Origin of the sequence: Singulisphaera acidiphila DSM 18658 (assembly GCF_000242455.2) — a bacterium.
In the GTDB taxonomy this organism is placed as follows: Bacteria; Planctomycetota; Planctomycetia; order Isosphaerales; family Isosphaeraceae; genus Singulisphaera; species Singulisphaera acidiphila.
On sequence record NC_019892.1, the window covers coordinates 6,124,770 to 6,145,038 of the forward strand.

Annotated in this window: 15 protein-coding genes; 10 read left to right on the forward strand and 5 right to left on the reverse strand. The window is 62.6% G+C overall.

All coding sequences use genetic code 11. The features are described 5' to 3' along the window. Positions 1 to 11: 11 nt before the first annotated feature. From SINAC_RS24125 to SINAC_RS38205, 3 genes are all read right to left on the reverse strand, one after another. Positions 12 to 1,292, reverse strand: a complete 1,281-nt coding sequence (locus tag SINAC_RS24125) for an alpha/beta fold hydrolase (RefSeq protein ID WP_015248178.1) — start codon at positions 1,290 to 1,292, stop codon at positions 12 to 14. Between the two features lie 246 nt (positions 1,293 to 1,538). Beyond that, positions 1,539 to 3,320 (reverse strand): adenylate/guanylate cyclase domain-containing protein, encoded by a 1,782-nt coding sequence (locus SINAC_RS24130; RefSeq protein WP_015248179.1) that lies wholly within the window; start codon positions 3,318 to 3,320, stop codon positions 1,539 to 1,541. Next, the gene (locus SINAC_RS38205; RefSeq protein ID WP_015248180.1) at positions 3,313 to 5,433 is read right to left on the reverse strand and encodes a serine/threonine protein kinase; all 2,121 of its coding nucleotides are present in this window, start codon (positions 5,431 to 5,433) and stop codon (positions 3,313 to 3,315) included. The genes SINAC_RS24130 and SINAC_RS38205 overlap by 8 nt, the downstream gene beginning before the upstream one ends. Positions 5,434 to 5,813: 380 nt before the next feature. Here SINAC_RS38205 and SINAC_RS24140 point away from each other — a divergent pair, with 380 nt between their 5' ends. The 4 genes from SINAC_RS24140 to SINAC_RS24155 are packed head-to-tail and all read left to right on the forward strand — an operon-like array spanning position 5,814 to position 10,862. Next, positions 5,814 to 7,037, forward strand: a complete 1,224-nt coding sequence (locus tag SINAC_RS24140) for an HlyD family efflux transporter periplasmic adaptor subunit (RefSeq protein ID WP_015248181.1) — start codon at positions 5,814 to 5,816, stop codon at positions 7,035 to 7,037. After that, complete coding sequence (locus tag SINAC_RS24145) at positions 7,034 to 8,359, forward strand: FtsX-like permease family protein (protein ID WP_015248182.1); 1,326 nt, start codon at positions 7,034 to 7,036, stop codon at positions 8,357 to 8,359. The genes SINAC_RS24140 and SINAC_RS24145 overlap by 4 nt, the downstream gene beginning before the upstream one ends. Further along, positions 8,356 to 9,555: an ABC transporter permease DevC gene (devC, locus tag SINAC_RS24150; RefSeq protein ID WP_015248183.1), complete on the forward strand. Its 1,200-nt coding sequence runs from the start codon at positions 8,356 to 8,358 to the stop codon at positions 9,553 to 9,555. The genes SINAC_RS24145 and devC overlap by 4 nt, the downstream gene beginning before the upstream one ends. After that, positions 9,555 to 10,862, forward strand: coding sequence for an ATP-binding cassette domain-containing protein (locus SINAC_RS24155; protein WP_015248184.1), 1,308 nt, complete (start codon positions 9,555 to 9,557; stop codon positions 10,860 to 10,862). The genes devC and SINAC_RS24155 overlap by 1 nt, the downstream gene beginning before the upstream one ends. A gap of 74 nt (positions 10,863 to 10,936) precedes the next feature. Here SINAC_RS24155 and SINAC_RS24160 read toward each other — a convergent pair whose 3' ends face one another. Further along, the gene (locus tag SINAC_RS24160) at positions 10,937 to 12,271 is read right to left on the reverse strand and encodes a hypothetical protein (protein ID WP_015248185.1); all 1,335 of its coding nucleotides are present in this window, start codon (positions 12,269 to 12,271) and stop codon (positions 10,937 to 10,939) included. 216 nt (positions 12,272 to 12,487) lie between these two features. Here SINAC_RS24160 and SINAC_RS24165 point away from each other — a divergent pair, with 216 nt between their 5' ends. Next, a complete protein-coding gene (locus tag SINAC_RS24165; protein WP_015248186.1) occupies positions 12,488 to 13,297 on the forward strand; it encodes an SDR family NAD(P)-dependent oxidoreductase in 810 nt (269 codons plus the stop codon). A 67-nt stretch (positions 13,298 to 13,364) separates the two neighbouring features. On the opposite strand, the gene SINAC_RS24170 is transcribed toward SINAC_RS24165, so the two are convergent. Next, on the reverse strand, positions 13,365 to 13,658 hold the full coding sequence (locus SINAC_RS24170) for a hypothetical protein (protein WP_015248187.1): 294 nt from the start codon (positions 13,656 to 13,658) through the stop codon (positions 13,365 to 13,367). Positions 13,659 to 14,048: 390 nt separating this feature from the next. Here SINAC_RS24170 and SINAC_RS24175 point away from each other — a divergent pair, with 390 nt between their 5' ends. The 5 genes from SINAC_RS24175 to SINAC_RS24195 all read left to right on the forward strand — a co-directional run bounded on the left by SINAC_RS24175 (position 14,049) and on the right by SINAC_RS24195 (position 20,130). Further along, a complete protein-coding gene (locus tag SINAC_RS24175) occupies positions 14,049 to 15,707 on the forward strand; it encodes an ABC-F family ATP-binding cassette domain-containing protein (protein ID WP_015248188.1) in 1,659 nt (552 codons plus the stop codon). A gap of 361 nt (positions 15,708 to 16,068) precedes the next feature. After that, positions 16,069 to 17,223 (forward strand): DUF1559 domain-containing protein, encoded by a 1,155-nt coding sequence (locus SINAC_RS24180; RefSeq protein WP_015248189.1) that lies wholly within the window; start codon positions 16,069 to 16,071, stop codon positions 17,221 to 17,223. Positions 17,224 to 17,249: 26 nt separating this feature from the next. Next, positions 17,250 to 17,630, forward strand: coding sequence for a hypothetical protein (locus SINAC_RS24185; protein WP_015248190.1), 381 nt, complete (start codon positions 17,250 to 17,252; stop codon positions 17,628 to 17,630). Between the two features lie 467 nt (positions 17,631 to 18,097). Next, the gene (gene rfaD, locus SINAC_RS24190; protein WP_015248191.1) at positions 18,098 to 19,078 is read left to right on the forward strand and encodes an ADP-glyceromanno-heptose 6-epimerase; all 981 of its coding nucleotides are present in this window, start codon (positions 18,098 to 18,100) and stop codon (positions 19,076 to 19,078) included. Continuing rightward, entirely contained in the window at positions 19,075 to 20,130 is a 1,056-nt protein-coding gene (locus tag SINAC_RS24195; protein WP_015248192.1) for a 1,9-bis(guanidino)-5-aza-nonane synthase, read from the forward strand. Before rfaD ends, SINAC_RS24195 begins: the two co-directional genes overlap by 4 nt. Positions 20,131 to 20,269: the final 139 nt, after the last annotated feature.

A 20,269-nucleotide genomic window follows, 5' to 3' on the forward strand; every position in this document is an offset into this window, starting at 1 on the left:
AGCGAAATTTCTCAGCGAGTCGGGGGTTGCTGGCCGGCAAGCCAGCGGGCGATCACGGGGTAGGTTTGTTCGCGGGAGTTGAGGCCGACCAGGCTGTCATCGTGGCCTGCGTTGATGGGGAGGCCTTGAGACTTGCCGAAGATGAAGAGCGTTTTGTCGGTCGAGCCCACATGGTCGTAGAGGTAGCGTTGAACGATCGGCGGAGCGAAGCTGTCCTGCTCGCCGCAACTGATGAAGATGGGGACCTTGACGTTGCCGACGGCACGAGCGTAGTTGAATTGCCCCTTGGAATCCAAGAGCTCTCCCTTATTGGCCAGGAGCATGTACTGCTGCATCAGGCCGATGGCGGGCACGTCGGTGGCCCAGCCGGTCAGGGCTTCGTAGATCTTCGGGTCGACGTTCCGCGCGTTGAAGAAGAGGTTGTTCACACTCGTTCGGGTTTGCGTCATCACTTCCTTACTGTTCCACTGGCCGGCGAGCTGGAGCTGGCGTTTGGTGAGCATCTCGGTGAGGAACTGGATTGCGACCTGCCCTTCGGGCATGGTCACCTGGCTCCCTACCGTGACGAGGCGGCCGATCCCCGGGTTCTGGTAGCGGGCAAGGCAGCCCAGGGCGACGATGCCACCCATCGAATGCCCGACCCAGGCGACCTCGGCTGCACCGGTGTGGCGACGGACCATCTTGACCAAGGCGGGGACGTCATAGGCGATGTGATGGTCCATCGTCCAGTTGGCGTACTTCGGTTCCAGCGTGGCGAAGCCGGTTGCGCCGAGGCTGCCCGGATTCAGCCGGCGCATGGCCGAGTTAATCAAGGTGGCCGGTGCATTGTCCAGGTTCCAGACCCATTTATGACTGAGGCCGGAACCACGCAAGTTCACCGCCCAGACGTCGAAACCGAGCTGCGACAGGTATTGCGCAAAGCTGCACGATGGGTCGAGGTCCCAGAACTGGGCGTTGTAGGTCAAGCCGTGGCAGAGGATCACGGGCAAGGCCCCGGTGCGCGCCGGTCCGGTTGGCTTGTAGCGATGGGCCACCAGCGACCAGCCATCGGCCGTCTTGACGACGAAGGGCTCTCCCGCCTGCGCGGTGCCACTGGCCGTTGCGGTGGGGGAGGCGGAGGCAGAGGGGGGCGTCAGGGCTCGTTGCAAGTTTTTCGGAGCGACGGCCTGGCGGAGTCGGTCCCCTGTGGCCTGCTCGAGGAACTTTCCCAGGTCGCCAGCGCGGGCGTGCGACGACGCGGCGAGAACCCCGATCACCATCACCACCCAGAACGCGCGGAGTTGCCCTGGCATCGCGATGCCTCCTTGAAGCTCCTCGGGAACCGTCCCAATGGTTCCCGGTCCGCGCTCCTTGAGCCGAGGCCCGGAGCGCGTGCGTCGTGATAACAGAATTCTCAAGTTTGCGACAGGTGGTTTGGCCTGTCAGCGGTTTGGGGGAATGAGGGGAGACAGAGAGCTTTACGCTTCCCGCCTGCCTTGAGAAATCAAGGTCCAGCCACGTCGGCTCCAGGGGACAGTGAAAGATGAGGTTTGGCTTGCTTACTTCGAGTCGAGCGGGATCACGCCGTCCCAGGGGTCGGGGGGGATTTGCGAGGTTCGGTCCATGAACTGCTTGAGTACGTCGCCGGCCACGTCGTTGGGGAGGCGGTCGAGGAGTCGTCGGGCGTCCGCCCAGCGGCCGGCGAGGAAGGCTTCGAGAGCCGCTTCGTAGTCGCGGCAGTGGCGGTCGGTGATCGCCCCCGACTCCACGGCGGGGAGCAGCAGCTCGCTCACGACGACGGGCAAGGTCAGACCGTGCGGGAGGACTTTCGCCACCCGTCGACAGCGAACCCAGTGCGAATGGCGTGGGTTGGCCAGCCGCTCGGCGACGCGCTCATCGACCAGGATCGAAGCATGGAACCGCTTGGTCATGGACTCGAGGCGCGAGGCGAGATTGACGACAGGTCCGAAGACCCCCACCTTGAACTGGTCGTAAGTGCCGAGCCGCCCCGCGATGGCCGGACCGTTGGCAATGCCGACACCGCAGGCGAAGCCGGCCAGGGGATGATCGCGCTGCTGGGCGAGTTGGTCGAAGCGGCGGCGGATGGCCAAGGCCGCGCGAGCGGCGCGTTCGATCTGGTCGTCGGCTCCGAGGGGCCAGCCCCAGAAGCCCATCGCGGCGTCCCCTTGGAAGTCACCGATCACGCCGTCCTGGTCGCAGATGGCGCTGGTGATGATGCCAAGGGCCTGGTTGACGCGCTCCCAGAGCCGGGACAACTCGTGCCGGCCCTCTTCGGCGAGCTTCGAGGAGGAACGGAGGTCGCAGAAGAGGACGGTGACCTCGGTCTCTCTCGGCCTGAGGACCTCGTCCATATCTTGACCGCTGAGTGCGGCCAGGACCTGGCGCGAGAGGAAGCGGGCGAGCCGCGACTGGCGATGTTGCAAGTCGCGCACCTGGCGAAAGGCCCCGAAGACGTCGGCCACGAGCTCCGCGAATTTCAGGTCGCTCTTGAGCAAAACGTCGCGCTGGCTGGTCTCGCCGGCGGGGAGGCGCCCAGAGATATAGAGGGCCCAACCGGGCTCCGGGTCGTCGGGCAAGGGGACGCAGAGCGACCAGTCGAACCCTGGATTGATCGTGAATTCGGGTCGGAGGTCGCCGCTCTGCCAGAGGTGCATCACGCTCTGCCGGCGACGGAGCACGGCGTCGCCCACCAGCCGTCGGCTCGGCCGGAACTCGCGATCGACGTCCAGGAGTGAGCGACGGCTGTAGTGGCGGACTTCGACCACGGGCTCGCCGGACGCGCTCTGCAGGCTCCAGCGGACGACGGCGGCGAGCTCGGCGCGAGGGATCCCTTTGAGGAGGACCTCGTTGACCCGGGCCTCGAGGTCGGCGTCGCTCGGCGAATCGCGGATGATCGCCGGCAGCGCGGCGAGCACGTCGAGCCGTTCGTGGGCGTCGGTAAAGCGATGCTGTTCGAGCTCTCTGCGGCTACAGGTCAGCTCGGAAAAAGGAGTGGGCAGGTCAAGAGCCGCAGCGGCGGTCTCGGTCTCCTGGAGGAAGAACAAGGTTTCGCCGATGACGAAGGTCTCACCGATCCCCACGCTGAAGTCGTCACGCGCCTCCCCCTGGACGAAGATGGCGTTTTTCGCTTGCGGCCATTTACGGACGGTCAAGCGGCCGTCGCTCCAGGCGAGAGTGGCATGGACCTTTGAGATCAAGGGGTCCCAGGGGACGCTCCAGTCGCTCCGGGCTACGCTCCGGCCGAGCGTCACCGTCCCGTCCGGCAACGGCCGGCGCCACTGTTGCTTCGGGTCATTGCCCCGTGCGACGAGTTCAGGCATCGGCCATCCGTTGTACGTGGCGCAAGGTCCAGAATTGCCACCCCCAAAGGGCCGAAATGAGCAGGCCCGCCGCGATGAACGCGACCCGGCTGATTCGCATCAGCCGGAAGGTCACCGAGGCGATCTGGTCGAGCACCCGTTCGCGGTCGTGCTGGACAATCACCCCCCAGCCGATCCTGGGCATCGAGGCATACCCGGCCAGGTAGACCTTGTGGTCGACCGGGTCGCGATACGAAACCGTATGGCCCGACTCCTGGTCCTCGATCACGATCCGGTAGATCCGGCAGGGCCAGACGGGCGGATTCTCGTCGGGTCGAGGGGTAATCCGGTCCTGGCGGTTGTGGAGCAAGCCGTGGTATCGGCTGTCGAACAGGACGGCAAAACCGTTATTCAGCCGCACGCTTTTGAGCCAGTTTTCCACCTTTTCGAGCTCGATCGTCAGGGCAAGCACGCCGAGGATAGCGGGCTCGCTCGAGGATGATGACGTGGGGTCGAAGACAGGGGCCGACAGGACGACCCCTTTCTTACGCTCCTTGGTCTTGCCCACGAAGGGCTGGGAAATATGAGGTTGAGCGATGGCTGGGAAGCGTTGATCCTTGCCGTCATGTTGGTCGCCTTGGCCGTTGAACCAGTCGCGCCAGGACCAGTTCTGGTTGCAGACCAAGGGTTCCCAGGGGTAATTGGCCTGGGTTGTGCCCACCGAGTTGGTGATCGTCCAGCGCATGACCTTGATCTTCGCGATCTCGGCCTCTTTGCCGTATTCGGCCATCAGTGCGCGCATCGCCTTTTGATCGCCGCCCTTCACGACCTTGGCCAGCTTGGGATCGGCGGCACGGGCCTTGAGCATCGCGAGCCGATCGACGATCTCCTCCTCGACGATGAGCGCTGCGAGGCGGGCGCTTACCGAATCGCTCCGGGCAAGCTGTTCGACCATTTCATTTTGCGAGGCCAGGATCGCGCGGTTGGCCCCGCTCAGCGTGAACGCTGCCATCGTCAGCATCAGGACCACGGGGGCGATCAGGCCGAATCCCAGCATCGCGCGCTGGCGGAGGGTTCGGCGACGCCGCTCGAGGGCTTCCAGCACCGCGCCCGCGTCGCGGAGGCGGCGAGCGGGATCGGTCTCCAGGCAGCGGTCGATGATCGCTACCAGGAGCCGGTCGATTCCTTTGACCCGGCGATGCTCGCGGGGAACAGGAGCCTGCTCAACCCAGTCGCGATAGCGACGGAGCCGGTGCGATAGATCCGCAGTCCCCTTGATCTCGGCGCGGAGCTTTGGATCCTCGCGCGGGGGGTGGCCGGTCAGCATGGCAAACAGGATGGCACCGAGCGCGTAGACGTCCCACCGTGTGTCGGCGATCTGCTCGTTGAGGTCGGCCTGCTCGGGAGCCATGTAGAAGAAGGTGCCCAGGGCGGGTGAGGCGTTGCTCGAGAGGTGCGCCTGCCCGAAGTCGGCGATCTTCGCCCGCCCGCGAACGTCGAGCAGGATGTTGCTTGGCTTCAGGTCGCAGTGCCGGATCCCTTTGGCGTGAACGTAAGCCAGGGCTTCGGCAATCTGTCGGAAAATCTCGAGCGCTTCGCGCAGGGGCAGGGGACCCCGTTCGAGCCGCTGGGCGAGCGAGCCGTTCTGAACGAATGCCATCACATAGTAAGGCGGGACGGCGTTCGGCTCGACGTCGATCAGTTGCACGATCCCAGGGTCGGAGTGGAGCTCAGCCAGTTGCTGGACCTCGGCCTGGAGCAGTCCCCACTGGCCGCCCGAGCCGTGGACGAAGAACTTGATCGCGACCTGAATCCCGGTTCGTTTGTCCCGCGCCAGCCAGACCTCGCCGAACGTCCCGGACCCCAGGAACCTGACGACTTCAAAGTGGGGAATTCGGGGCACCCCACGGCTCCGCCGACTCGCTTCCCGGGCCTTGGAGTCCGAAAGTGCCTGGGTCTCGTCCATGGTCGTCGACAGGGTGGTTCCCGCTTTGGCGTCGACCTGCTTCGGAGCGACTTGTGCGAGGGTCGGATCGCCGTCGTCGAGCGGAGTCGAGGGGTCGAAAGCCGGTTCGGTGCTCTCGACCTCAGACGCAGGCCTGGACTTGTCCTCGGGGTTGGTCGGGATCTTCATGCCGAACGCGCCTCACATCTCCGACCAATGCTTCCGAGCCGGAGACGCCGCCCTTTTTGCGATGGTTCGCGGCGCCTCCCGAAGTTGCTCCCATCAATCAGAACGATCCAGATCGTCGAGCCGGGACGATCACTGTCTCATTATTATTCCCTTGGGAGCGGCCGGCTCGCAATGTTCTCTCCCCTTTTGGCACCTCGTCATCGTCGTCATCAAAGACTCTGCCAGGAGCCTCGATTCCCGGGATCGTCCTTGCTCCAAGGTGGGGCGAGATTGATAATCGAAGCCCGTTGATCACCAAGAGAAGCCTGCAAATTTGATCTCTTCCATCGATTGGCTTCGACTGTTGAGAGGCGAGCCTTGTTCCTCCAGGAAGAGAGCCGATGAAGACGATCCTGACGAGTCTCGTCGTGGGGGCGATCTGCTTGGTGGCAGGCCTGTTTCTCGGTCCGCAATGGAGGAGTGGTCACGGGGAACTCACAGCCTTCCGGGCGGGCGATGATTTCAGGGGTCGCGGTAAGGCTGCAAGCGATCGGGACTCCCCGCCTCGGGCCCAGCTCCATTCCGTCCATGCCCTTGGACGGGTCGAGCCCACGGGGGGACTTTACCCGGTTGGCGCTCCGGCGGGAACGCGAGTCGATCGGATCTTGGTCGAGCTGGGGCAGGAGGTTCAGGAGGGGCAAGAACTTGGGGCAATGGATGGCTATGCCGAGCGCACCGGGCAAGTCGCCTGGATCGAAGCGCAGCTTGCCGAGGCTCGCGCGCAATTGAAGTCGGAGCAAGACTATGCCGCCATTCTCGACCAGGAAGCGGCGCTCGAACAGGAGAGCATGCTGACGCTCGAAGGGCCGGAGCGAAAAACGCAAGAGACGAACATCGAGGTGCTCGCCGAAAAGGCGAAGAGCTCGCGCAATGACTACGAACATCTCGTGGAATTGAACAAGGAGAAGCGGGCGACGATCTCCGCGCAGGAAATCGAACGCCAGCACCTGGTGGTGAGCCAGGATGAGGCCACGTTGCGGAACGCGCGGGCGGAGCTCGAGCGGTTTGCGGTGAATCGTAAGTTGCGGCTCGCGAAACTGGAGATTCAGCTTCGCAAGACGAAGGCCACCGCCCTGCGAGCGAGCCAGGCGATTCCGGTGAAGTCGCTGGAAAAGCAGCTTGAACTGGCCCGGGAACAGGTGAGGCAAACCGTGATTCGGGCCCCTCGGGCGGGTCGAATTCTGGCGATTCATGCCAAGCCGGGCGAGGTGGCCGGTCCCAAGCCCGTTTTCGAGCTCGGTGATACGCGGCGGATGGAGGTGGTCGCCGAGGTTGATGAGGATCAGGTCTCGTCCATCCGAAAGAATCAGAAGGCGACGATCCGGCTCCATGCCGGGAGCCGCCCCTACACCGGGGTTGTCGAGTCCTGGGCCTTGATGGTCGCCAAGAACGACATCCTAGGGCTTGACCCGACGGCTGCGGCCTATGCTCGTGTCGTCGAGATCAGGATCAGAGTCGATGAGCCGTGTGATGAGCTGCGTGACCGCACGCATCTGCAAGTGAATGTAGACATCGCCCTGGGCGATTCGGCGGACTCGGGTCCTACCGTGGAAACGTCGCAGTGAGTGGTCACGATGCCTCCAAAATTGGATCGGCGCGGGCCATCAAGATCCCGTTGGTCTGGTACAGCCTGACCCACGACCTCCGCCAAACGGTGGTCGGGGTTCTTGGGGTGGCATTTTCGGCGATCTTGATGTTCATGCAACTCGGTTTCCTCGGGGCGGTTCGCAACACGGCGACGACGATTCTCGACAAACTCGACTTCGACATCATGCTCGCTTCACCCACGTATCTGTATTTCTACGACACGGGATCCTTTCCCAGGATTCGGCTCGAGCAGGCCCGGTCGGTCCCCGGGGTGGAGGGAGCCGTTCCGCTTCAGGTGGGCTTCAACACGTGGTCGAGGCCGGGCGGAGGCGAGTCGTCAACCCTGGGACCAGGGAGAACGACCGAAGACTTGCCCGTCTCGCTTCGCGCGATCTTCGTGCTTGGATACAACGTCGCCGATCAGCCGTTTCGCCGCGCTGAGGTCCCTGGCTTGAATATGCGCGTCACGGTCGACTCGGATGGGGCAGGCTGCCAGACCGTCGGCGAAGTTGCGGACCTGAACATCCTCAGGCGGCCCGACACCGTTCTGTTCGATCGCAACTCGCATCCCGATTTCGGACCGATCGAACTCCTCGACCCTTGCCAGGGCCCCTCGGGGCGAACCGCTTTGCCGGCCCGGGCGATCGTGGGCCAGCGCGAGGTCGAGGTCGTGGGCAGCTTCGACCTGGCGATTGGGTTCGGGGCCGATGGAGCGATTCTGGTCGGGGAAGAAAATTACAGCAGACTCTTCGGCGGTCGCTCGCTGAACGAGGTGAGCATCGGCCTGATCCGGACTTCCGCCGAGGACCCGGAAGTTGTCGCGGCTGCTCTCGAACGCGTACTTCCCGCCGAGGATGTGCGCGTCTTCACCAGGGCCGAGATTCTCGAACAGGAAACGAGCTACTGGGTTCGTGAGAAGCCGATCGGGATTATTTTTGGGCTCGGGATCGTTGTCGCGTGCGCGGTGGGGGTGGTGTTCGTCTACCAGATCCTGTCGAGCGATATCACGAAACGATTCAGTGAATTTGCGACCCTCAAGGCGATGGGATACCCGGACCGGGCGGTCTCCGGCCTGGTGATCAAGCAGGCCCTGATCCTTTCCCATGCTGGTTATCTCCCTGGCCTGATCGTCGCCGCGATCCTCGAGAGGCTGGTGAGCGTCGCGACCCGGATGCCGATTGAGCTGACACTGGCTGATGCGATTGGGGTCTACATAGCGACCACGTTGATCTGCATGCTTTCGGCCCTGTTCTCGGTTGGCAAAGTCAGGAGGGCGGATCCCGCCGAACTGTTCGCATGACGTTGACGCGGATGGCGACCCTGGCCTGGCTGAACCTGGTTCACGACAAGCGCCGACTGGCGGTGTCGATGGCCGGGGTCTCGTTCGCCGTCGTGCTCATGACGATGGAACTCGGATTCCGGTTCGCCCTCCTGGACAGCATGGTCGAGATCGTTCGGCTCCTCGATACCGACCTCGTGATCGCCAGTAAGAGCAAGAGCACTCTGGTCACGAGTGCTCCCTTCAATCGGAGAATACTTCAGGATGCCTTGAGTGTGCGCGAGGTCGAGGAGGCATGTCCGCTCTATATCGAAACCCGTTTCTCGGCGCTGAGGAACCCGAACAGCGATCGATCCACGGGTGACCGTTTAACCCGGAAGGCGACCGCCCGCAAGATCAGGGTTCTGGCCTATGACCCACGCGATCATCTCTTCTTTCTTCCCGAGGTCGAGTCGAAGACGGCGGAGCTCGAAGCGCCCGAGACCGCGCTCTATGACGAAAAGTCGAACCGCGCAATCGGACAGTTCACGGCCGGCCACGAGACGAGCCTGGCCCAGCGGTCCCTTCGGATTGTCGGGACGTTCCGGCTGGGAACTGACCTGGTCAATGACGGCAACTTGATCATGAGCAATCAGAACTTTTTGAGATACTTCCCTGACCGGCGGTTTCGGGAGCCTGAGCTCCGGTCGGTCGAGCTGGGTCTGATCCGGCTTGCGCCGGGAGCGGATGGCGGCCAGGTGCGGCGTTGGCTCGAAGAGGAACTGGGCCCGCGTGGGGTCAATGTCTTCACCAAGGATCAGTTTTTGGCTCGTGAGCGGGAATTCTGGGACCTGCGGACGCCGATTGGGACGATCTTCTCGGTGGGTGCCTTGCTGGGCCTGGTCGTGGGCGCGGTCATCTGCTACCAGATCCTTTCCAGCGAGATTGCTGACCATCTCGCCGAATATGCGACACTGAAGGCGATGGGCTACGCCAACCACTTGCTGGTGGCGGTGGTCATGGCGGAGGCTCTGGTCTTGGCGGTCGCTGGGTTCGTCCCCGGTCTGCTCATCAGTTTCGGGCTCTACCGCGGCCTCGCCTGGTACACGGGTCTGCTCATGAACCTCACGCCCGCCCGCGCTCTGCTCGTGCTCGGCCTGACCGTTGTCATGTGCCTCGGCTCAGGGGTGTTCGCGATGCGCAAGCTTCTTTCGGCTGATCCGGCGGGGCTCTTCTGATGACGACTGACGACTCGGTCCAGGTCCGCGACGTCGATCATTACTTCCCCAGGGCGGGCGATGAACCGATCAAGATCCTCCACGGCAACAACCTCACCCTGAAGCGCGGCGAGATCGTGATCATGGTGGGGCGAGCGGGGGCGGGTAAGACGACGCTGCTGACCCTCATCGGGGCCTTGCGCCGCGTTCAGCACGGCAAGCTCGAGGTACTGGGCCGAGAACTGGGTGCAATGAACAACCGGCAACTTGTCGAGGTTCGCCGGAGGATCGGGTTTATCTTCCAGCGACACAACCTGTTTGAATCCCTGACCGCTCGGCGGAACGTGGCCCTGGGCCAGGACTCGTCGGCGACGGGCCTTGCGGCTCGCTCCCAGCTCGACGAGATCCTTCACTGGGACGGAACGATTCGCGCCCTCTTCGAGAAGCGGCTGGCCGACCTCGAGCAGGGGCATGGTCCTGAAGTCGAGCGGCTTCGCGGCAAAAAGCTCGACGCGAAGCGAGCCGGCCTGAGGGCGTTCGTCGCCGACCGGGCCCGGATTCAGGGTCTGCTCAAAGAGGAACCGTTCAAGAACGACCTGCCCCGGAGCCTGCTCGCGCTGCTCGGGCTTCACGAACGTTGCGACAACAAACCGAATGCCTTGTCCGGAGGCCAGCGCCAGCGGGTCGCGATCGCCCGCGCCTTGGTCAATCGGCCCGACCTGATCCTGGCCGACGAGCCGACCGCATCGCTCGACGAAGAGAACGGGCGCGTTGTGGCAACGATCCTCAAGGAGCATGCCAAGACGAACGGCTGTACGATCATGCTGGTGACCCACGACCCGCAAATCCTCGACATCGCCGATCGGATCGTCACGATGGAGGCTGGCCGAATCATCTCAGATATCGATATAAAACAGGCCATCGAGATCTGCGAGTTCCTCAAACAGTGTAATGTCTTCGCGAACCTCACGCCCGAGGAGTTGCGCGAGGTCGCCGACAAGATGATTCGAGAATCGTATCCGGCCGGAGCCCGAGTGATCGGGCAGGGGGAGCGCGGGGACAAGTTCTTCCTGATCAAGGAGGGGGAGGTCGAGGTCTTCGTCGACGGCGAATCGCCCGCGCACCGGGTCCGGGTTCTTGGCAAAGGGGACTTCTTCGGCGAGATGGCCCTGCTTCTCGATCAGCCGCGGTCGGCGACGGTCAAGGCGGTCGGCCCCGTCGAACTCTATGCACTCGGGAAGGAGGACTTCAACGCCGCAACCGAGGCGAGCCCGCCGTTCAAGGAGCAGGTCAGGCGGGTCTACCAATCCCCTTCGGCTTTCGGTTAATCATGTCTTTGAGCTTGCCGCGTATCCGTTGGGATTCCAAACGCGGAAGTTGTCCGTCACCCGAATCGGAACGATCAGCCCGGGCCGGGAGCCGCCAGCAAGGGGCAGGCGGTTGGGCCGCAGCCGTCGATGAGGATTCCCTGGTGTTCGGCCAGGTGGCCTCGGGCGATGTTCCAGGCCATGACTTTCTCGATCAATGAGCCTTGCGCCTCGAACCGCCTCAGTTGCACGGTGGTTCGCTCGGGGAAGGTGCTGATCCCTCGTTCGGCCTTCGCTTTCAGCTCATCAAGGCGGCGGTCCCACCCGTCGACCTCTTCGCGGACCACTGCCACCTGTCGAAGTCGGGCCGCCACGATCATCACATCTTGGCGGATCTCCTCGGCGACGGATCGCTCGTGCTCGATCCGATAGGCCTGGAGCTGGCGGCAGAGTTCCTGAACCTCGCGGTCGCTGGCTTGCGGCCTCTTGAAGACGCTAATGAGCACTTTCCAACCGGTCAGCTCATCCTGGCTTGAGAGTTCGAGGAGTGCGTGGACCTGGCCGATGACCCTACGGACGATTGGGGCATTCTCTCGGTCGAGCGATTGACCGAGCCGTCGGAGCAGCAGCAAGCTGGGTCTGCGCTCCAGGCCGAGCACGACGGCCGCCGGCACATCGATAGGATCGGCGACGACGCTTTGCTCGACGACCGGCCAGATCCGCCAACGCTCATCGGTTGGACCAAGCTGGAGCCGATGCTGGAGCTCGGCGTTGAGCCGTTCGATTGCGAGGTCGAGCTCGATGTTGCTGTTCAGGGTTGCGACCCGTTGGCGGCGGAGGATCTCGAAATCATCGCCGAGTTGCATCCCCTTCGCTTTCATCCGCTCGCCGGTGGCGAGGGTTTCCTCGATCTCGGCAAGGCTCTGTTTGAGGACGTCGAGCCGCCCTTCGGATTCGGCCAGGTTGTAGAAGAGTTCGAGGGCCGCCCCGGCCGATCGGTTGCGCGCCTCGAGCGCTGCGTCACGCAACATCCCCTCTTGAACGAGCCTGGTTTGCTTGACCTCGTCGCACAGCGGCCCCGTCCCTTTCGCCTGCTCGAGACCCTGGTTCGCCTTCTGATCGAGCAGATTGCCGACGCTCGAGGCTCGGGCCGCGAGGCACAGGCAGTCGCGAGCCGAGAGTGCGCGGTAAGTCGAAACGGTGTTTCGCTCCCGGCTGAGGGACGTTTCCAGCGTTGCGAAGGGGGCGAGCCGGGTCAGGTCGAGGCTGATTTCACCGCGTTCCACGACGGGGGGGATGGCCAGGGTGGGCGCATCCCTGGGCAGGGGGCCACAGCCACCGGGCCGGCGATGAGGGGGATGAGCGCAGCCGGATGCGATCAGGAGGAGCAGCGTCGCTCCTTTTCGGACAAGCCCTGATCCGTTCAGCATCCGTGAGCCTCCTGCTTCGCCCACACCGCGTCTTGTCCTTGTTTTTTCGTCACGCGGAGGTGTCGGGCTGAAGCGATTTTGTGGGGTTTGCGGATTGCAGGGATTGGTTTGAGGGCGGGATGGTTCCCTTCGTTCTTTCACGGGAACGTTGAAGCAGGGGGGGATGATTGGATAATGAGGCGAACGGATTCGAGATCTTCGTCGGAGCGCTGAGCAATGGATCTTCAACTCTCGGGACAGGTCGCCGTCGTCGTCGGGGGGGCGCGAGGGATGGGACGCGCCATTGCGGCGGCATTTCTCGCCGAAGGTTGCTCGGCCGTCATCCTGGATCGTGATTTCGAGGGCGAAGGCGAGGCTTTGGTGGGAAGCGAGGGGGGCTCCGCACGAAGCCTTTCGCTCGTTGCGGATGCAACCGACCTGGCCGCGATGCGCGGGGCCGAGGCGGAGATCCGCAGTCGATTGGGACGTTGCGACCACGTTGTCTATGCGGCTGCGGTCGGTTCCGGGAAATTCGGGATGCCGTTCTGGGGGCTCGAACCGGCCGACTGGGAGCAAGTCCTCCGGGTCAACTTGCTCGGGGCGGTCAACACCGCGCACGCGTTCGCCCCGAACTTGGCGGCGGCCCGCACGGGGACGCTCCTCTTTCTGGCGTCCGTGGCCGGGCAGATCGGGTCGCCGACTGACCCGCCCTATAGCGCCTCGAAGGCCGGCCTCATCAACTTTGCCCAGTGTGCGGCGAAGGACCTGGCCCCGTCCGGAGTCCGGGTCAACACGCTCTGCCCTGGCATGGTCAAGACGGCCTTGAACCGGTCGGTCTACGACGCCTGGGCCGCTCGGGTTCCGGAGGTGGAGCGGCTCTCCTATGAAGACTGGTCGGCCGAAAAGATCCGCCGGCTGGTGCCGTTGGGACGCTGGCAAGACGCGGATGACATCGCCGCGATGGCCGTCTTTCTCGCTTCAGCACGCGCCAAGAACATCACCGGTCAGACGATTAACGTCGACGGCGGCTATGTGATGCACTGGTGAATGCGGTCCCTGCCGCCCTGGAATGAATCAGGGCGGTCCGATCTTTGCCGGGATGAGATCGATCCCTTTACGCCGTGACCATCTGATCCCTTTGGGAATCGGAGTCCACTTCGCGCGAAAGGTTTTCGAGCCAGCGTGACAGCTCATTGGCGGAGCGGCGTGGCACCTGGCTCTGTAAGTCGTTGATACGCTTCGACAGCGCTCCCACTTCGAAGGGGTTCCGAGCCGAATCGTTGAGGATTCGCCTCGCCTCAATCGCGACGTCGCGCACCGAGGCTGCCAGAAGGGCCGGATCGGACGGATCTCTCTGCTTTGTCGCTATCGCCGAGTACGACCTAAATCTCAAGGCTTCTCCATCCATCACCCGCGTCTCCTTCGAGAACTCGTTTCTCACGACGGTCCATGTCGCTCCGATTCATCGCTGCGGGAAGTGTACTGAATCGATAGTCCCGCAATCCTTTGATGTCAAATCGATGATTCACTAATCCTTCATTCGCTCCGTCGCCAAAATTGTTCGGAAACCCGGCAAAATTTCCTGCCGTTCCTGCGCGCGAGATCGCAAGATCTTGCGGCTGACCAGGAATCGTTTTATAATACGTTGCCCCAATCCGGCAGTTCGTCCTCTGGCTTTTGGTTGAGGATGGGCTGGCCTGATTGAGCGGCCTTGCTTTCGCATCATTCCTACCGGTTCAAGTGGACACACCTTGAGCTCGTTTCCCAACATCCCGCGACCCTCGAGATCTCCCACGTCATGATACGCCTGATCGATGCGCAGAAGAATTTCGGCCGCCAGATCCTCTATGACGGCATCGACGCGTCCATCGTACGGGGCGAGCGGATCGGCCTGCTGGGGAAGAATGGCGCGGGCAAGTCGACCTTTTTCAAGATCTTGATGGGACAGGAGCACCTGGACGCGGGAAGCCTGAACCGGGACCGCAAAGGTTCAATCGGCTACCTGCCGCAGGAGATCCACCCGCTCAAGCACGGAACCGTCTTCGAGAACATGCTGGCCCACCTCGGCCCCTGGACCGAAGCCGATCTGAAGCTCAAGGAAGTCATGAAAGGCCTTGAGGACGGGGATCCGAAAGCACTCGCCGCGTATGACGACGCGATGGAGGCGTTCGACGTCGCCGGTGGTTATGAGATGGAAGCGCGGGCCAAGGCCATCTTGCTCGGTCTTGGGTTCTCCGTCGCTCAACTCGAGGCCCCTGTCAAGACGCTCTCCGGCGGTTGGGCGATGCGGTTGGCCTTGGGCGGCCTGCTCGCTTTCCAACATGACCTCCTCTTGCTTGACGAACCGACGAACCACCTTGATTTGCTCAGCGTGAAGTGGTTCGAGGACTTTCTCCAGTCCTACCCGGGCGCGATCTTGATCACCTGTCACGACCGTGACTTTCTCGACCGTGTGATCACGAAGACGTTCGAGCTCGATATGGGCAAGCTGCATGCCTACCCGGGCAACTACTCGGCGCACCTACCGCAGAAGGAGCATCGGCTCGCGGTCCAGCAGGCCTCATTCGACGGCCAGCAGAAGAAACTGCGCCAGATGCAGGACTTCGTCGATCGGAACCGGGCCAATGCCTCGACGGCTGCGCGGGCCCAGAGCCGGATGAAGGCCATCGAGAAGATGGATCGGATCGAGGCGCCTCAGACCGACACTTCGACGATGCGGATCAAGCTGCCGGAGCCCCCTCGGAGCGGCCAGGTCGTGGCCAAGCTGAGTAAGCTCGGGTTTTCCTACGCCGAGAAGAAGGTCTACGACGGCCTTGACCTTGAAATCGACCGTGGCGATCGGGTTGTCCTGGTCGGTCCCAACGGCGCCGGCAAGACGACCTTGATGAAGCTGTTCGCCGGGCTTCTCGAACCCTCCAAGGGGGAGCGGATCCTGGGAACCAACGTCTTCCCGACCTACTTCGCTCAGCACCGGGTCGAGGCGCTCGACATGAAGGGGACCGTACTCGGGAGCCTCCGCTCGGTCCATCCGAGCGCCAGCGAGGGGGCCTTGCGGCACATGCTCGGCGCCTTCCTCTTCAGCGGCGAGACCGTCGAGAAACCGGTCGGAGCCCTCTCCGGTGGTGAGAAGACGCGGCTCTGCCTGGCCCGGATCCTGACCGTTGCTCATAACTTCATCATGATGGACGAGCCGACGAACCACCTCGATATCGCCAGCCGTGACATCCTCGAAGAGGCGCTGCAAACGTATCAAGGAACGCTCTGCTTCATCTCCCACGATGAACACTTCATCCGGGCCGTTGCCAACAAGGTGATCGAGGTCGATCACGGCAGCCTGACGGTCTACCCGTGTGACTACGAAAACTATCTCTATGTGAAAAGCAAGAAGATGGATGCGGATAGCCCGTTCGCCTTGCTCACACGAGGCGTCAAGCGACGTGATGCGTCGGTGGCCTGAAGTTGTTCACGCGGCACACATGTAATCGATCTGAATCCGTGCTGATGGAGCGGATGGCAGCCGTAACGGCCCTGGTTTGATCCAGGCCGGGCGGAACCTTCCGGAAGTGTCACGAGCGAAAAAATGCAAGGCCCGGAACGGGCGGCCCAACCCCACTGGGCCACCTGTTCCGGGCCTTGCGTTTTTTCGCTCGGCCCCTTGGGGAGTGATTACTACATGTCTTCAAGACAAAAATGGGTTTGCGACGAAAAAATTCATTGAAAGGCCAAAGACTCTTGTCGTAGAGTGGCACGGCCGTACGGTTGCGGACGGCCCCAAAGGCTGATTTCGACCTCATATCGACCCCCCACGAGATGCGGCCATGAGACGACAGGAGCGGAAGAAAATCGCCTTTGCGATCGGCGTCCCCCTTGCAAGGCGCGACAATGTTGGCGACTTGGGAGTATCATCGCCGCGTTGCGGTGAAGCAGGAGGCGGGAAAATAACGACCGAGTGCAGGCGTCGCGCCTTTACCCTGATTGAACTCATGGTCGTGATCGCGATCATTGCCGTTCTGATCGGGCTCTTGCTGCCCGCCGTGCAGGCCGCCCGCGAGGCTGTGCGACGGATGCAGTGTACGAACAACCTCAAGCAACTTGGCCTGGCGATCACCAATTACGAGTCATCGCTGGGCGGACTACCGCCGTCTTCGGTGGTCGTCCGACTCGCGAACGGAGCGCTCTGGACGGCCACCTGGGGGCCGCACGCTCGAATCTTGCCTTACCTTGAACAGGGGGCGCGCTACAACGCGATCAACCTGAACTCCGCGTACGGCGACTCGGCCAATATCACGGCGACCGGCCAGGTCATCGGTCTGTTCCTTTGCCCGAGCGAGGTCCGCCAGGAACCCCTTCAGCACGCGACGTTCGGCTTGACGGGTGGGGTCAACTACGGGTTCTCGATGGGCGATTGGTATGTCTGGCTCGGCCCCGACGGCGGTCCCGCCACCCGCTCGGCGTTTGGTGTCAACCTGAGCCGGACCTGGGCGGCCTTTCGGGACGGCATGAGCCAGACGATGCTGATGTCCGAGGTTAAGAACTACACGCCCTACGTGCGCGACTGCGGCCGGCTCTCGATCATCAACGACCCCGAAAACGTTCCCCCGCCCAATGCCGACCCCCTGACCGTCGCGCCTGAGTACCTCGCGGGCGGATGCTCCTTCTTCGACAACGCCCACTCCCAGTGGCCCGAGATGGCCGTACACCACAATGGCTTCACCACGGCCTGGCCCCCCAACAAGCGGACCCCCGGCGGACCGAACAAGGCGTACCCCGACGTCGACATCAACAGCGCCCGAGAGCGGGTCGGCGGCCCCACCTTTGCGGCGATCACTTCGCGGAGCTACCACCCAGGCGGCGTGAACAGCCTGCTCGGGGATGGGAGCGTCCGGTTCACCAAGAGCACGGTCGACGGCAGGGTTTGGCGCGCCATGGGTACGGTGGCCGGTGGGGAACTGATCAGCGCCGATACGTACTGAATTCGAGTCGAGGCGGCCGATTTACGATGCGAAAATCTCGAAGTCTACTGCCGTTGCTTATCGTTGCCACGGGTTGCTGGGAAGGCGGTGAACCGGCGGCCGCAATCAGGTACAACCCCGAGCAAGCTCGTACCGTCCTGATCGCGACGCTCGACGCCTGGAAGAAGGGCGAGGCCAAGACACTCCCAAAGCGCAACCCGCCGATCCGGTTCGTGGATGATGATTTCATCGACGGGTTGCTCCTTGCCGACTACGAGATCGATGAACCGGACGGTCCGATCGGCCCACACAAAGACGTCAACGTGATCCTTTCGCTCCGGGACGCATATGGCAAAACGATCCATCGTGAGGCCCGGTATCAGGTCGCAACGGAGCCTGCGCTCGCCGTACTTCGTAGCGATCGTTGAGCAATCCCTCCTCCCAACCGGATCGATCTGCTCGATGCCGCACCTCTGCCTTCTTGCAGCAGGTCGCGGATCATCCCATTGAAAAGGTTGTCCGGGCCGTTTTCTCCGGTGGCGCAACGTTGATGGTTCTCCGAGCGGAGGACGAGTCCGTGTGGCCACCTTCCCACCGGTTCTCGCTGAGATGCTTCGCCGGGCCACATGCCTAGGAGAAAAAATCGGGCGATCTGGTATTACAAATTTTGAAAAGGTAATATTCGTGGGCGTCGTGCGGACGCTCACGGCCCGTGCCGTCTCGATGTCGCGCCGCGGTGGGTTCACCCTGACCGAGGTGTGGGTTGCGATTGTCGCGGTCAGGAGCTCCCCGTAGTTGCGGGCCGGACCGGCGATGCCGAGGTGATCTCTCTGGCGAGCGGACAATGGATACGTGCGTGTTGAAATAATGGCCGGGGGTCAAGAAGGGAGCCTGCATGATCGTCGTCACGGGGGCCGCCGGGTTTATCGGCTCGAACCTTGCCCACCGCCTGGCCGCGTTGGGGCATCACCTCTGGCTCGTCGATCACCCGTTCTCGGCAGTGAAGACGGCGAACTGGGTCGGGCTGAGCCGATTCTGTTTCACGACCGAAGAGATCTTCCTCCAGGCTTTGCGATCCCGCGACCTCCCGATCGAGGCGGTCTTTCATCTGGGGGCGTGTAGCCGCACGACCGAGACGGACTGGGGCTACCTGCTGCGGAACAACGTCGAGTTCTCGCAGATGCTCTGGACGTGGTGTTCCGAGGCAGGGAAGCCGTTCTACTACGCCTCCAGCGCCGCGACCTACGGAGACGGGTCGAACGGCTTCGACGACCGCCTTCCACCCTCGGAACTTCGGCCGCTGAACCTCTATGGGAAGAGCAAGAACACGTTCGACCTCTGGGTCTGGAGATGGGTCGCCGAGGGGTTGCCAACCCCGCCAGGCTGGGCTGGGTTGAAGTTCTTCAACGTCTACGGCCCGAGAGAAGACCACAAGGGATCAATGGCGAGTGTCGTCTGGCAGACCTGTCGCCAGATCCTGGCGACCGGGGAGATGCACCTCTTCAAATCCAACGATCCGAGGTACCCCGACGGTGGCCAGCGGCGCGATTTCGTGTTCGTGGAGGACTGCATCGATCACCTGCTCTGGCTTTGGGAGAACCCGGGTGTTTGTGGTCTCTTCAACAGCGGGACCGGAGTTGCCCGAACCTTTGAGGATCTGGCTCGGGCCGTCTTTGGCGCCTTGGGCCGTGAGCCTCGGATCGGCTACATCGACATGCCCGCTGAACTTTGCAAGCAGTATCAGAATTTCACTCGAGCCGACATGACGAAGCTTCAGGCCGCAGGGTTTTCCCGGCCGGCGACGACTCTGGAAGCCGGCGTCGCAAGCGCGATTACGATCACAACCTCAGTAGACCCGACGGAGAATCCGAAATGAGTTTTACCGAGAAATCCAGCCTCCTCACCCAAACGATCGAGCCGATCGACATCACCGGCACCGACGTTGTGCCGCTGGTTGAGGCGATGAGTCGGATGGCCTTCTCGGCTCGCGATCTCGCACGCGCCGCCGATATCTACGACCGAATGCTTCGAGATCACGACTGCGGTGTCATCCTCTGTCTTGCCGGCTCACTCGTGAGCGCAGGCCTGAAGAAGGTGTTTGCGGACATGATTCGCTGTCGAATGGTCGACGCCGTCGTGAGCACCGGGGCTAACATCGTCGACCAGGACTTCTTCGAGGCCCTTGGCTTTCGCCACTACCACGCGGAGGAGCGGCTGAAGTCGGGAATGGACGATGCGGCTCTTCGCGATTTGCAGATCGACCGGATCTATGACACCTTGATCGACGAAGACGAACTTCGGATCTGCGATGAAACGACTCGGCAGATTGCCGACTCGCTGGAACCGCGGCCCTATTCGTCGCGCGAGTTCATCCGTGAGATGGGGACGCACCTCGACCGGCACGGTTGTAAAACCTCCGACAGCATCGTGTTCGAAGCGTTCAAAGCCGATGTCCCAATCTTCTGCCCAGCCTTCAGCGACTGTTCGGCCGGTTTCGGCCTGGTTGCGCACCAGCATGCGCGGGGCGACCGGCCGAAGGTGAGCATCGACAGTGTCAAGGACTTCCACGAATTGACGCTGCTCAAGGTGAAGAACCCGACCACCGGACTCTTCATGATCGGCGGCGGTGTCCCCAAGAACTTCGCTCAAGACATCGTGGTGGCAGCCGAGATGATCGGCTGCGACGCGCCGATGCACAAGTACGCCGTCCAGGTAACTGTGGCCGACGTCCGCGACGGGGCCCTTTCCGGTAGTACGCTCAAGGAGGCCTCGAGTTGGGGGAAGGTGGATACTATCTTCGAGCAGATGGTCTACGCTGAGGCGACGCTTGCCGTTCCCTTGATTGTTGGCTACACCTACCACAAGGGAGCCTGGCGGGGCCGCCCTGCGAGTCGCTGGAGCCAGTTACTGGAATCCTTGCCGGTTTGAGGCTCACTCCGCAAACGGTCGTCGGATTGTGCTTTGACCGGGTTGGGATACTCCTGCTTGCAGGTTGCGCTCTACCGACTGTGTCAGGGGGCAGAGTACGGCCCCCTGGTGTCTCTAAAAATTGTGTTTCTTGGATATT

What these genes read in the sequence shown, in the direction of transcription:
- SINAC_RS24185 (WP_015248190.1), top strand. Translation starts at nt 17,250, where the DNA reads ATGCGAAAATCTCGAAGTCTACTGCCGTTGCTTATCGTTGCCACGGGT.
- SINAC_RS24165 (WP_015248186.1), top strand. Translation starts at nt 12,488, where the DNA reads ATGGATCTTCAACTCTCGGGACAGGTCGCCGTCGTCGTCGGGGGGGCG.
- SINAC_RS24130 (WP_015248179.1), bottom strand. Translation starts at nt 3,320, where the DNA reads ATGCCTGAACTCGTCGCACGGGGCAATGACCCGAAGCAACAGTGGCGC.
- SINAC_RS24125 (WP_015248178.1), bottom strand. Translation starts at nt 1,292, where the DNA reads ATGCCAGGGCAACTCCGCGCGTTCTGGGTGGTGATGGTGATCGGGGTT.
- SINAC_RS24180 (WP_015248189.1), top strand. Translation starts at nt 16,069, where the DNA reads ATGAGACGACAGGAGCGGAAGAAAATCGCCTTTGCGATCGGCGTCCCC.
- SINAC_RS38205 (WP_015248180.1), bottom strand. Translation starts at nt 5,433, where the DNA reads ATGAAGATCCCGACCAACCCCGAGGACAAGTCCAGGCCTGCGTCTGAG.
- SINAC_RS24170 (WP_015248187.1), bottom strand. Translation starts at nt 13,658, where the DNA reads ATGGATGGAGAAGCCTTGAGATTTAGGTCGTACTCGGCGATAGCGACA.
- SINAC_RS24155 (WP_015248184.1), top strand. Translation starts at nt 9,555, where the DNA reads ATGACGACTGACGACTCGGTCCAGGTCCGCGACGTCGATCATTACTTC.
- rfaD (WP_015248191.1), top strand. Translation starts at nt 18,098, where the DNA reads ATGATCGTCGTCACGGGGGCCGCCGGGTTTATCGGCTCGAACCTTGCC.
- SINAC_RS24195 (WP_015248192.1), top strand. Translation starts at nt 19,075, where the DNA reads ATGAGTTTTACCGAGAAATCCAGCCTCCTCACCCAAACGATCGAGCCG.
- SINAC_RS24175 (WP_015248188.1), top strand. Translation starts at nt 14,049, where the DNA reads ATGATACGCCTGATCGATGCGCAGAAGAATTTCGGCCGCCAGATCCTC.
- devC (WP_015248183.1), top strand. Translation starts at nt 8,356, where the DNA reads ATGACGTTGACGCGGATGGCGACCCTGGCCTGGCTGAACCTGGTTCAC.
- SINAC_RS24140 (WP_015248181.1), top strand. Translation starts at nt 5,814, where the DNA reads ATGAAGACGATCCTGACGAGTCTCGTCGTGGGGGCGATCTGCTTGGTG.
- SINAC_RS24160 (WP_015248185.1), bottom strand. Translation starts at nt 12,271, where the DNA reads ATGCTGAACGGATCAGGGCTTGTCCGAAAAGGAGCGACGCTGCTCCTC.